The organism is Curtobacterium sp. 9128, from assembly GCF_007673775.1.
GTDB lineage: Bacteria > Actinomycetota > Actinomycetes > Actinomycetales > Microbacteriaceae > Curtobacterium.
In genome coordinates, this window is sequence record NZ_VEAF01000003.1 from 408,942 (window position 1) to 421,041 (window position 12,100).

Sequence of the window (12,100 nt, forward strand, 5' to 3'; positions counted from 1 at the left end):
GAATGAGCCCGAACTGTTGGCGCACGAGCGGATCCGCGAACGACGAAAGCCCCCTGACCCGTTTCCGGGCAGGGGGCATCGGCTCGGCTATCGAGCGAAATTGGTCTGTGTTCAGTTCGGGGCGAGCGACGGCGTCTAGCCGAGAATCTCGTCGATGGGTATGAGGTAGTACTCCGGAGGCTCGGAATCTGCTTCGGTCGCGTCTGGCTGCTCGACCCGCACGTTGGGGTTCTGCTTGGCGTACGTCATCCAGTGGTTGCGGTTCTTGGCGCTCATGCGCTTGAGCGCGAGGCGGTCCTGGAGGAAGTGGATCAGGCGGCGGAGGTTCTGGGAAGCTGCGGCAAGTGCGGCAGCGATCTCCGCGAACCACGGGCCACGACCACGGCGGTTCAGTGGGTCGTGGAGTCCCTCCGCTTGGGGGTCCTTCACTCGTGAGTTCACGGACTCGATCGTGTTGCGAAGTCCGTACCAGCCGCGCCACTCTTCGGACTTGTACTCGAACTCCTGTCCGAACTTGAGGTGCTTCGTACCATCCCCGTTATTGCGCTTGTCGGTGACGAGACTGCCGGGGATCTTGACCGTCTTGCCGGGGATGGGAGTGTCGAACTGTTCGCCTGTTGTGCTGTCGAAGTCGATGGAGTCGAGTCCGGTCGGGTAGAAGTACTGACGGGAGCCGTCGGCGTTATGACGGCCTCGCGGCTTAAGCCGATACTTCGCGCGCTGCTGACGACGCTTGGTGACGAGGTCGTGTCCAGCGGCAAGCGTCGCCTCACGAGCCACGGGGTTCGTCATCGTCGATGCGGCGTTCCGGGTCTCCGCCCAGGTACGTTCGGCGAGCTTGAGGGTCTCGGGCATGAACGCGGGGTACCAGGAGCCGTCGCACATGACGAGACTGTGCTTGCCGTCTTTGCTCGCGTAATAGGCCTGGATGCCGAGCCTGTCGTGGGGGTAGTCCATGACAGCGTTCGCACCGTTCGTTGCTATGGGGAGCTGGAAGTCCTCGGACTTCGCGCCCGGCAGGTAGGCGCGGTCGGCGATGACGGTTGTGATCGGGATTCCGCGTTCGTTGCAGGAGTCGAGGAAGCGCTTGCCTTGGCCGGCGACCTCTCCGGGCTTGTGGCCGCCGAACCAGATGATGAAGAGCGGGGCGTCGATATCCGCTCCGGGGCTGTTGCGAGTGAGCGTGCCGAATTCGGCTTCGCGACCGAAGATGCGCTTCCCCGGGGCAGAGTTGGTGCCGTCGTGGTCGCCCTCGCGGATGTAGAAGCCGCAGCCGTAGTTGACGGATGCAGTGTCGTCGCCCGTCATTTTGTCGAGATTCTTCTGCATGCCGCTGACGGGGATGACGGTTGCATCGATTGCTGCAGTGCCGCCCATTCGTCCACGGAGTTCCTTCGGCAGAAGGAGCCAGGTTCCTTGGAGTAGCTGGTTGCAGATGGTCATCATGCGGCCTTCGAGCAGCTCAAGCCGATCCGGGTCGGAGTAGAACTCCGCTTTGATCTCGGCAAGACGTGCCGGGCTGGGGCGGACCCAACGGGGGCCGGGGTCACGGTCAAGCAGGTCCTTCAGACGGTGTACGGCTCGCCAATACGCGTCGTAGAGGTCCCCTCGTTCGAAGAGGCTGGGGTCGATACCAAGCATCTCGAGCTCTTCGTCCGTCGAGTCGACGAGGAGGTCGGCGCCCGTCCTAATGCTGACGGTCCCCTTGACGCGCATCGTGACGAACATCAGCGCCAGTGCGCTCGTCGTACTCATGTACGCGCGGCGACCTCGGCGCGAAGGGTGGTCTTCGAGCCAGTACTGCTCCAAGAGTTCCTCGATGCCGCCGAGCGCGATGACCTTGCTTGTCTCACGGACGGCCCGATGGAACGCGTCTCGCTTGCCCATCTTGAGGTACATGAGCATGGACATGCCGAAGCTGTCTTGCATCCACCGTTCGGCCTTCTCGAAGTCGTGATGCTTGGCCTTCGGCGCGGTCATCGTGCGACCGCCTCGGCACGAAGCTGCTTACGGTACGACGCAGCGTCGAGGGCGGGGACGTGTGCGGCGAGCTGGTCGAGGTGTTCGAACTTCGTGACGCCGGCGGCGGTCATCAGGGCGCGCATGTTCGTGCCGGCGATGAGGTGGGTGATGAGCCACGTGTTGCGCATGCGGGGCGTGACCGGGTCGGGTTCCCGACCCCGGTCGGTGTCGTAGAGGAACGTAGTGAGGGTGCTGATGCCGTGCTTGATGCGCTTGGGCGATCCGAACACCCAATGGTCAGCTTCGACATCGGCGACCGAGTCGAGGAGCAACCGTTCGAAGCGGGCGAGCAGCGGAACCGCCCGGCCGCCGTTGGCCACGGTGACGACGATGCCGTCGCGGTCTGCCGTGATGTCGGAGCGGCGCACCTGGAGGAGTTCATTGGCCTTCAGTCCTGCGCCGGTGCAGAGCGCGAGGACTACACCGGCGCTGCGGCGGCGCGCGGCGGTCGACTGTCCGCGTGCCCAGCTCTCGAGCAGGTGAAGGTCGAGGTCGTCGTACGGGGCGGCGGTGTTCTGCGGTGTGGTCGGTGCGAACGGCATCGGCACGTCGCCGATGAGGACCTTGGACATCCGGAGGAGCGCTGACCGGTAGGTGCGGCGAGTGGTGTCCGACCAGGCGACATCATCGCGGGTGACGTAGCGCCGCACCATGACGGGGTGGAACACGACCGCGGTCGTTGTCGGATAGCCGTTGACGTTCACCACCCAGTCTGCGAACGGCGCCGCGATGACCGTGAGTCGGTCGCGCTTGAGCCCAGTCGATGCCGCCACCTTCGAGGCCGCCTCTGCGACGAGCGCGCGGACGGTGTCCCAGCGGTCCCCGGAGAAGGTCGGCTGATAGCTCATCGCACGGACGGACCGAAAGGCAGCAATGACCGTGAGGCCGTATGCCAGCAGCGCGCCGCCACCGTCAGCGGTCTGGGGAATCGTTCGCATGCGGGGCCTATGCCGCGGTGATGGAGTCGGGTCCGATCTTGGATCCAAGATCGTTGATTCTGGCCGCTCACTTCCGCACAATCTCAGGGAAGTAGGTCCGACACGCCCGGGATCCGCGGGGGGCTCCAGGAGCCGCGGTGAGCAGTGCTGGCGAGGTCCGGGTCGCGTGACACGGTTGGTGAGCGTGCAAGTGCTTCAGCGCCCCTTTCCTGTCGCGCGGATTCAGCCACCGTAGGGAGCGCGCGTGCGGGATGGGTCCTGTTCCTGGACCCGGTTCGCCCCGACCCCGCCGTGTCGCCGAGTTTTTCGCGGGTCCGCGCATACCCACTCCGCGACCGATGGCCGGTCGCGGAGAGGATCCGCATGTCTACGCCCACGGCAGCGCTTGGTGCGTTGTGGTCCGAGTACGCCGCCCTGAGCGATCAGCCCTCCCGGCTGCTGTCGCTGGAACAGCGCCGCGGGGTCGAGTACTACCTCGCCGACATCGCCCCGGACGCTGCTTCCCGGCCGTTCGTGCGGCGGTGGATCGATCGCGTGCACGAGCTCGAGTCGTTCGTCATCGCGACCGGCCGAATGCCGCTGGCAGATCGTCGCCGTCCACGGCCCGCGACGACGGAGCAGTCATTGGTTGATGCGGTCGCCTACTTCCGGCAGGTGCATGCCGCCGGCGGCTACTGCGACTATCAGGTGCGTCGCATCGAAGCAGTGCCCGGGTTTGCGTGGTCGCCGAGAGACGCGCGCTGGGAGACGATGCTCGCTGTACATCAGCAGTTCTGGGCCGAGCACGGTTTCGCACCGCGACGGCGATCGTCGGACCCGGCTGAGGTGGCGATCGGCCGGTGGGTCGCCCAGCAGCGCGCCCTGCACTCGCGCGGGCAGCTGCAGCCAGCGCGAGCCGCCCGTCTGCGACACGCCGCATACCGGGTGCTGTGACCGCCGCCTTGCCCCGTCAGTGCCGACGACTCCTGACGTCGCGAGCTTCGCGGATCACGCGGCGACGCTCGTCCGGGCTGTGCAGCGCCGGAATGTGCGCGAGCGAAGTCGCGAGGTGCTCCGGCTTGGTCAGGCCGCCCGCAGCCATGATCAGATCCGCTGGTGTCCGGGCGGCGAGATGCGTGACGATCCACGTCTGACGCATCCGAGTCGGGACAGGCGTCGGCTCGTTCCCGCGGTCGGTCCGTCGAATGAACGGGGTGATGGCGTTGAACGTGCTCGTGCGCGTCGCCGGACCGAACACCCACTCACGACCCGACCGACCCATCAACGAGTCGCGGACGAGATCCTCCCATCGCTGCAAGACGGTGACCTCGCGAGGAACCGACCCGGCGACAGTCACACGCACTCCGGCGCGGCCAACCACAACGTCCTCATCACGAAGATGCTGGATCTCCCACGGGTCAAGTCCCGCCCCAGCAGCGAGACCGAGGATGAGGCCAGCGTCCCGACGACGCTGCGCTGAGCTCTGCCCACGAGCCCACGACTCGAGCAGGCCAAGCTCGCGGTCGGTGTAGGGCAGGGTCGGCGCCTCCGTGTTCAGCGATCCAAACGGGATAGCGCCAGCCTCTGGAACAACGACTTCGGCAATCCGAAGCAGGAGCGACCGGTAATCACGCCGCGTCTTGTCCTGCCACGGCTTGTCGTCCCGACTGACGTAGCGGCGGATCATGACAGGGTGGAAGACGACCCGCATCAATGCCGGGTAGCCGCACACGTTGACAACCCAATCGACGAAGCCGCTCGTGACCACCATGAGCCGCTCCGCGAGGTAATGGCATGCGGGAGCAATCACCGCCACCGCGTCGGCCACGAAGAGACGGATGTGCTCCCAACGGTTCCGGTCGAACTGCGGTCGAAACCCTTGGATCGCGTGGGCCGCGCCCGGTTGCAGAAACGCGACTACAGTCCCCCGCTGATATTTCTCGGGGTCGAGGAGGTCCCCACTGAGGGGGTCCGGCTCCCAACATCGCGTGTGCGCGCAACCAGCAACCAGGCCGGGTCGTCCGAAGGGCTTGCCGTAGGCACGACCGGTCGGGCGCCCCGGATTCCCGGGGGAGTGGACAGTTCTCTGCACTGGGATGATCTGTTCGTCGACGACAGTGGCGGCTCGGAGCAGGGCACGTTCGCGGGCGGTGAGGTGACGCATGCAGGCGTCTATGCGCTTACCCCGGGGACGGCTGTCGTTCGGCGTGTCGCACCTGTGGAGTCTGGGCTGGTCAGAACAGCCGTGAGCGCGGGATGAGGATGGAGGGGTGACAACGAATGAAGACCAGTACGAAGTTGACGTGCAAACGCCCGCGCTCGACCCGGTTCTGATGCAGTACCGCGAGAGCAAGCTGACCGCAGCGATCAGGAGCGGGGACGTGGATGCGGTCGACCGTGTCCTCGCGGAGAACTTCATCGCCTTCGACGGTGACGAGCGACTCGACCGCCGTGAGTTCCTCCGACGCGTGCTCTACTCCGAAATCGTCGAACCCGCCGGCGAACCGGCCTGGAGTGTCCGCGACGACGAGACGCCGCCCAACGGCATCTCCCACACCTGGATGGACCCCGACGGGCACCACCACGTGCGCATGTCTTTCTGGAAGGCAGACGAGGAAGGCCTGCAGCTCCAGAAGCACTTCTCCATGACGCGGCGCTTCAACGGCACCGGGATCCGCCGGTAGCTCGTGGTCGCGGCGTTCTACGGCCCACCGTGGGACGCCGCGACACGCCGGCTAGGTACCCGATGGGAGGGACGAGGCATAGGGGCCAGGAGAACAACTCCTGGAGGACCCCTTGGACTACCGCACCGCCACCCGCGAAGAACGAGCAGCCGAGTTCATCGACTTCGCCACGAAGCTGCACGACGGCCGCTACGACTACCGCCACGTTGAGCGTCAATACGTCAACGGCGATACGGAAGTCACCATCGTCTGCCTCGCACACGGCCCGTTCGAGCAGACCCCTCGTGAGCACCGACGGGTCCGCACGACGAAGTACGGCACACAGCGCGGTCAAGGGTGCCGTGACTGCAAGGGCTTCAACGCGAGCGTCGAGCTCCGCCGCGAGCGGTTCATCGCGAAAGCAGGTCAAGTGCACGCTGACCGCTACGACTACACCTTGGTCGTTTACGTCGACGCGAAGACGGACGTGATCGTGTTGTGCCCAGAGCATGGCGGGTTCGTCGTGCGCCCTGACAACCACACTTCGAAGTTCCCTGTCGGCTGCCCGGACTGCGCGCTTCGAGCGCATCGCGCGGCTTCTCGGTTTAAGAAGGCGCCACGCAAGGGGCAGTGGCGAAGCCGACCGGCGGGCACAACCACGGGGCGGACGCGGCCGATACGCAACGCTTCCTAGCTGCCAGTCGGTAGCGCTGACGAACCGATGTGCGTACCCCCCCGCGTACGTATGGCGTCCCGCTGATGCGATTCAAAACGGACCACTCATCCGCGACACCCCGGCCCAGTCAGCTGCGCAGACGACCTCAACGCGCCAGGCCGCGCGTTTCACGACCGGCTTTCGGACGGTGAAGTCGGAGATGACAGTTGCTCTCCGAGCATGACGATCAGCGGGTTCGGGTAGACGAAGCGACGATGCGCACATGGGCTGAGATTGCCTTGAAGATCCGCGCGTCCAGTCACCTCGTTCACACTGTGTCCATTCCGAAGACCGAATCGGCTTTCGCGACGACCGACGACCTATACCCGACCGAGTCGTCGAGTCAGTGGGCTCGAGAGCCCCTCCGGTCAGCGGTTGCCGGAGCGGGTAGACGCCGTGCACCGCATCGCGCACCTTCCGATCCGTTGAGAACATGTCAGAATCGGCAGGAAGGACGAGCTAGGAGCAGCATTGAGATATCTCCAGCGTCTCGAGGTCAAGAACTCGAGGCACGTTATCGACACTCTCTCGGCAGCGGATGCCTCGCTCGCGCCCGTCCCGCAAACGATCCCCTGTCACATCACAGCGGAAGTGCATGAAGGTGTCCGGCTCTCGATCGGTGGGCGACAGGCGTACCTCTACCGGTGCCGGCGCATGTGGTGGGCGAGGCTGTCGGACACATATGATCTGCGCCCTCTTGAGCCATACGAGCTCTCGTCGCGAGTGCTCGAAGGACGAATCGACCTTGAGCCGACACCGGTAGCCCGGATGAAGGGCGGCTCGACTGAGCAGGCGATCGCCATTGCCGCCGCGACCGACCATCTCGTGAAGACCCGCAGTGAAGACACTGCCGGGGGCTCCAAGTGAACAGCGCGTTGCCGCCGCAGCCGAACCTCAGCGGACCCGACAAGCCGAAGCCCACATTCGGATGCGGTGCCCTCATCGCCATCGGCTGCGGCGGGATCGTCGTCCTCGCCGTGTTGTTCGGCGTCCTCTCGACGATCGGCAGTGGAAGCGATGAAGACGACGCGGGTCGCGGAGGCGACGACAGCACGTCGAAGTACACGCAGACGTGGAGCAAGCAGTACTCCGACACCACCTGCACCGACTGGAACCATGAGATGACGGCGCAGCAGCAGTTCGCGGCCGCCGCGGACATCCTCAGCTCGGCACGCAATAAGATCGACGACGGCACCGGTCTGCCATCCGACGCGCTCATCGGTGAGTTCGAGGGCGGCATCACGAACGTCTGCGTCGAACCCACGATGACGCTCACCGACGCAACGTACGGCCTCTACGCGACTGAGCCCCGGTTCCACCCCTGAGGACCGTGCATGGGGTCGGGCGCGTGCCTGGGGACAGGCTGCACGATGTCGATCACGCCCCAATGCTGCCGCCTACACCGAGGGTGCGTTTTGCACCATATCTCACTATAGGTTGGGGTTGTTGCAGTCACTAGGGGACTGCAGGATCAGGGCAGTCCCCGTGGGTACACGCTCCTGGCAGCGCGGTCCTCGTGCTGGATGGGGTCGTGCATGTTGGGGTCAGCGGCTACAGTGCTCGAACCGCAGAACCCCGACTTGGATCAGGAGCAGATCGTGGGACGACCAAAGGACGACTGGACTGAGCAGCTGGCGGACGAGGAAATGGAGTCCTGGGGTGAGGGTGCTCGTCGGGAGATGCTGGACTACGGCGACAGTAACGACGAGGCGGCCGAGAGCTAGGGCGCGCTCGCGTGCGGAGGATCGCCGGCGGTATGCCGATCGTGCGAGTCAGCTTCGACCGGTACGCGCGACTCGACGGGAGCGGGATGCACGGTTACGCGTATCGGTGGCCGTTTGACCGTCCCGCGGAGGTCGGCGACGTCGTCGCCACGGACAACGGTGTCGAGGTGACAGTGATCGGTTTCGGGACCGACCACAAAGGGGCGTTGCAGACGTGCGCCTTCGACTACGGGTTGAACCGTCAGGTGATCGGCTGGGATCAGTGGCCGTTGCCGCCGCGGCTGTCGTTGGAGTCGGAGCGGCCGAAGCGGTCAGTTCGGTGGTTCCTCGGTCGGCTGTTCCAGCCCCGATAGACAACGCGTCACCGGACCTGGACTTGGCTGAGGACGCTGTTAGTCCCGGATCCTCGAACAGGGCTCGCTGGCGCGGTCCGGCGTGGGTTCGTTTGCCTACGGACGAATTGGGGCACCGATTCCTGCTGCGCTGGTGCTGGTCACCAGCGCGCCAGGAATCTGCTGGCTCGGTACCGGCTTCTGGTTGTGGCGTTGCGGACTCCGCAAGTCGTAGCGCGGCGAAGAGCGCGATAGTGCGGTCTGCCGATCCGCGCCGGACGGCGCCCGCCAGCTATTTAGCGGTGAGGGCTTTGAGGAGGACGTACCCGGTCGCGGTCAGTAGGAGGAGACCCCCGAGGCCGGCGACCGGGTATGGGACGCCGCTCCTGCGAGTGCGGCTGCGGATGCCTGCAGCGCCGGCGGTGATGACGGCGCTGAACCCTCCGAAGAGAGTGAGGCTCATGCCGGTGAACCAGCCTGCGTCACCGCCGCTGCAGTCTGCCTCACGGGCAGCGCACGTGCTGTACGAGATAAGGCTCTCGTTGAGGAGGAACCCGACGCAGCCGGTGGCGGTCAGCAAGCCGATGATAATCACGACCCAGAAGAGGGCGAGGCTCCAGGCGGCGGCGCGATTGCTGAGCGGCGCGCGTCGGATGCCGTCCGTCACCGGTCCTCCCTTCATCTCGCTGTGTATCGATTCAAGCAGCGGAACCAGGTGCCCACACCTAGCCCGGCTCGAACGGGCTGCGTCCCTCTCCCAAACTCGGCCGAGCCCTGTCGGCGGGTGACCGGCGAGGGGGTACTGCCGCGCCGATGCGGCATGCGTCAACGTTCGGTAGAGGATCGCCGGCTGAGAAGCGGGTGGGGCCGCATCGGTTGGTGAGTCCGGGGCGCGATCACCAACGTGATCGTGTTCGCCCCGTTGGGCATCTTGATACCGCTGCTGATGCGCCAACCGTCTTGGGTGAAAGTGGTCTTTGCCGCCGCGGCGGTCAGTCTTGCGATCGAACTTCTGCGGATCGTCACGGACGGGCTTTTCGGCGGTGGTCATGTGGCGGACGTCAACGACTTCCTTTGGAACACCGTCGGCGGGGCCGTCGGGTTCGCGATCTTCCTCGTGATGTCGCGCGCTCCAGGCTTGTCGCGTCTCGTTGAGCTGTTCCGCTGGCACCCGGCCACGAGGGGCACGCGCACCGCCTGAGGTCAGCACGAGTAGATCGGCAACGCCCGCGGAGCATTAGGTTCTCTGGGGGCGCTCCTTCGTCTCGGTGGACCATCTCGTAAGGGGCGCCCCTCGTTGACTCGCTTCTGCAAGACTCCGTTGTGTGGATGTGTTGCCGCTCCTCCGTCTAGATCTCAGCGAGCTTCGCGGAGAGGTCGATCGCGCGCTGCGATTCATGGACCGCGAGCATCATCTTCCGATAGTGCTCGACGACATCGCTGCCGCAGCCGGAATCAGCCGACGCCGCCTCCAAGAGTTGTTCCGAGAAGACACGCCTGCGACTCCCATGTACTTCCTCCGGCTTATTCGTCTCCTGCACGCACGACGGCGCCTGCTCGACCCCGAAGAGCAGGGGTCGATACGTGAGATCGCGATAGCTGAGCAGATCCTTCACGTGCCACGCTTCACCCAGCGGTACGCGACGATGTTCGGCGAGCTCCCTTCGGCTACCGTCGCTCGAGTCCGCTCGCAGCGTCCACCGGTGGTCGCGGAGCCCAGCGGCAGCTACTTCGATGTCCAGACGATGGAGCACCGCCAGAGCGAAGGCCGACCGCCGAGAGATCCGGGCACCGCTCTTCGAGCGTCCCGATAGCCGGTCGACCAGCGGTCGCGGACGAGGACGGCTGCGACAGCTGCCAGCGACCAGTTGACCGTCTCGCTGGCCGATCGGCCATCGAGGCGCTCGGCTGTCGAGCGTAGGAAGGCCTACAGCAAGCGGTCTGAGGTGTAAAGGACTCAGTACCGTCCAGCTATGCATGTGCTCTTGATCATCGTGGTCGCCGTCGTCTTCGTAGGAGCCGGCGTTGCTCAGACGTACTTCACGGTTGGCCCGGGCGGCAAGAAGCGACGGAAGTAGGCCGCAGCTCGGGATCCCGGTACGACTCATCTGCATCGATGGCTGACAAGTCCAGTTGTCCAGCAGTCACGCCATGCGCGTGCGGTAGACGATGGGGAAACGGACAAACGTCAAGCTGCCGTTTGTGCCCCAGTTGCGGCGATAGCTTCGCGGTACGCGGCGATCTTTCGTTCCAGCGCCGCGAGATGCCGCTGCACCTCGGCTTGCCGGATGAGGACGGCCGCGTGATGCTGCTCGAGGAGCGTCAGCCGTGCGACGTCGTCGGCGCCGGCCCGGTACGCGGCCGCGTATTCGCGCATCTCCCGCACGCTCATCCCGGTGCCGCGGAGCATCACGGTTCCGGCGAGCCAGCTCAGCGCCGCCGTGTCGTACCGCCGCCACCCATCCGGCCCACGCTCCGGAACGGGCGCGATGCCTTCCTTCTCGTAGTAGCGGATCGTGTCGACCGTGGTGCCGAGCAGCTCCGCCGCAGCACTGATCGTGACCGGCTCATCGACGTGGACCTCGGGAAGCAGCATGAGCCGAGTCTCCCACTTGACATGGTGTGCACACCAGGGTGGAGGGTCGTCATCGTCCGGGTGCTCCCGGCGACGAACGGAGAATACGCATGCAGCAGATCCCTCTCGGCTCCCAGGGCCTCGTCACGTCCGCACTCGGGCTCGGATGCATGGGCATGAGCGCCTTCTACGGCGGCGCGACCGAAGCCGGCTCCGTCGACACCATCCGGCATGCTCTCGACCTCGGGATCACCCTGTTTGACACTGCTGAGGCGTACGGGCCGTTCGAGAACGAGAAGCTCCTCGGCCGCGTCCTCGGCACCGACCGGGACCGGGTGGTCGTCGCGTCGAAGTTCGCCACCGACTTCACCGACGACGGCCAGCCGATTGGTCTCGACGGCTCCCCGGAGCACGCACGTCGCGCAATCGACCGGTCCCTCAGTCATCTCGGCACCGACCACGTCGACCTCTGGTACCTGCACCGGGCAGACCCGAACGTGCCCATCGAGGACACCGTCGGCGCGATGGCCGAAGCCGTCACCGCCGGCAAGGCCCGCTACATCGGCGTCTCCGAGACCTCAGCCGAGACCCTGCGCCGGGCGCACGCGACGTTCCCGATCACCGCGATCCAGTCCGAGTACAGCCTCTTCGAGCGCGACGCCGAGCACAACGGCGTCCTCGACACCGCATCGGAGCTCGGTATCGGATTCGTGCCGTTCTCCCCGCTTGGTCGCGGGTTCCTCTCCGGCACCATCACTCGGAAGGACGACCTCCCCGAGGGTGACGCACGACGAAACCTCCCCCGCTTCTCCGACGAAGCGATCGACGCGAACCTGCGCGTCGTCGAAGCACTCAAAGCCATCGCCAACGAGAAGAACGTCACGACCGCGCAACTCGCCCTCGCCTGGCTGATCCAAGCCGGCACCGTCCCGATCCCCGGAACCACCAAGGCGTCGCGAGTGGAGGAAAACGTCGCCGCAGCCGACATCGTCCTCACCACACGGGACCTCGAACGCATCGAGGCGGCTTCCCCGCACGGTGTCGCGGTCGGTACCCGCAACACTGAAGCCGGGATGGCACGCGACCGCGGCTGACCCGCACCAAACGCCCCGCAGCACCAGTCAGTGCAGCGGGGCGTTTTCGTGTCCAATA

General features: G+C 65.6%; 14 protein-coding genes. 9 read left to right on the forward strand and 5 right to left on the reverse strand.

Going from position 1 to position 12,100, the window contains the following annotated elements; all coding sequences use genetic code 11:
* Positions 1–135 precede the first annotated feature (135 nt).
* Both FS641_RS08170 and FS641_RS08175 read right to left on the reverse strand, forming a co-directional pair.
* Positions 136–1,980, reverse strand: coding sequence for a hypothetical protein (locus tag FS641_RS08170; protein WP_144762556.1), 1,845 nt, complete (start codon positions 1,978–1,980; stop codon positions 136–138).
* Positions 1,977–2,870 (reverse strand): hypothetical protein, encoded by an 894-nt coding sequence (locus tag FS641_RS08175; protein WP_144762559.1) that lies wholly within the window; start codon positions 2,868–2,870, stop codon positions 1,977–1,979. The genes FS641_RS08170 and FS641_RS08175 overlap by 4 nt, the downstream gene beginning before the upstream one ends.
* A gap of 453 nt (positions 2,871–3,323) precedes the next feature.
* On the opposite strand from FS641_RS08175, the gene FS641_RS08180 reads away from it, so the two are divergent.
* Positions 3,324–3,893: a helicase associated domain-containing protein gene (locus FS641_RS08180; RefSeq protein ID WP_144762562.1), complete on the forward strand. Its 570-nt coding sequence runs from the start codon at positions 3,324–3,326 to the stop codon at positions 3,891–3,893.
* 16 nt (positions 3,894–3,909) lie between these two features.
* Here FS641_RS08180 and FS641_RS08185 read toward each other — a convergent pair whose 3' ends face one another.
* Positions 3,910–5,103: a hypothetical protein gene (locus FS641_RS08185; RefSeq protein ID WP_186317646.1), complete on the reverse strand. Its 1,194-nt coding sequence runs from the start codon at positions 5,101–5,103 to the stop codon at positions 3,910–3,912.
* Between the two features lie 106 nt (positions 5,104–5,209).
* Between FS641_RS08185 and FS641_RS08190 the strand changes: the two genes are divergently transcribed.
* The 5 genes from FS641_RS08190 to FS641_RS08205 all read left to right on the forward strand — a co-directional run bounded on the left by FS641_RS08190 (position 5,210) and on the right by FS641_RS08205 (position 8,394).
* Positions 5,210–5,623, forward strand: a complete 414-nt coding sequence (locus FS641_RS08190) for a hypothetical protein (RefSeq protein WP_144762568.1) — start codon at positions 5,210–5,212, stop codon at positions 5,621–5,623.
* 112 nt (positions 5,624–5,735) lie between these two features.
* A complete protein-coding gene (locus FS641_RS08195; RefSeq protein WP_144762571.1) occupies positions 5,736–6,296 on the forward strand; it encodes a hypothetical protein in 561 nt (186 codons plus the stop codon).
* 884 nt (positions 6,297–7,180) lie between these two features.
* Positions 7,181–7,642, forward strand: coding sequence for a hypothetical protein (locus FS641_RS08200; RefSeq protein WP_144762574.1), 462 nt, complete (start codon positions 7,181–7,183; stop codon positions 7,640–7,642).
* A 231-nt stretch (positions 7,643–7,873) separates the two neighbouring features.
* Positions 7,874–8,041 (forward strand): hypothetical protein, encoded by a 168-nt coding sequence (locus FS641_RS18030; RefSeq protein WP_186317647.1) that lies wholly within the window; start codon positions 7,874–7,876, stop codon positions 8,039–8,041.
* 32 nt (positions 8,042–8,073) lie between these two features.
* Positions 8,074–8,394 carry a hypothetical protein gene (locus tag FS641_RS08205; RefSeq protein WP_144762577.1) on the forward strand — a complete coding sequence of 107 codons (321 nt, stop codon included), beginning with the start codon at positions 8,074–8,076 and terminating at the stop codon, positions 8,392–8,394.
* A 271-nt stretch (positions 8,395–8,665) separates the two neighbouring features.
* On the opposite strand, the gene FS641_RS08210 is transcribed toward FS641_RS08205, so the two are convergent.
* Positions 8,666–9,040 carry a hypothetical protein gene (locus FS641_RS08210; RefSeq protein WP_144762580.1) on the reverse strand — a complete coding sequence of 125 codons (375 nt, stop codon included), beginning with the start codon at positions 9,038–9,040 and terminating at the stop codon, positions 8,666–8,668.
* 237 nt (positions 9,041–9,277) lie between these two features.
* On the opposite strand from FS641_RS08210, the gene FS641_RS08215 reads away from it, so the two are divergent.
* Together FS641_RS08215 and FS641_RS18575 are read left to right on the forward strand one after the other, a co-directional pair.
* Entirely contained in the window at positions 9,278–9,574 is a 297-nt protein-coding gene (locus FS641_RS08215) for a VanZ family protein (protein ID WP_186317648.1), read from the forward strand.
* A gap of 196 nt (positions 9,575–9,770) precedes the next feature.
* A complete protein-coding gene (locus FS641_RS18575; RefSeq protein ID WP_395879260.1) occupies positions 9,771–10,187 on the forward strand; it encodes a helix-turn-helix domain-containing protein in 417 nt (138 codons plus the stop codon).
* A 374-nt stretch (positions 10,188–10,561) separates the two neighbouring features.
* On the opposite strand, the gene FS641_RS08225 is transcribed toward FS641_RS18575, so the two are convergent.
* Positions 10,562–10,969, reverse strand: a complete 408-nt coding sequence (locus FS641_RS08225; protein WP_144762590.1) for a MerR family transcriptional regulator — start codon at positions 10,967–10,969, stop codon at positions 10,562–10,564.
* A gap of 89 nt (positions 10,970–11,058) precedes the next feature.
* Between FS641_RS08225 and FS641_RS08230 the strand changes: the two genes are divergently transcribed.
* A complete protein-coding gene (locus tag FS641_RS08230; RefSeq protein WP_144762593.1) occupies positions 11,059–12,042 on the forward strand; it encodes an aldo/keto reductase in 984 nt (327 codons plus the stop codon).
* The last annotated feature ends 58 nt before the right edge of the window (positions 12,043–12,100 follow it).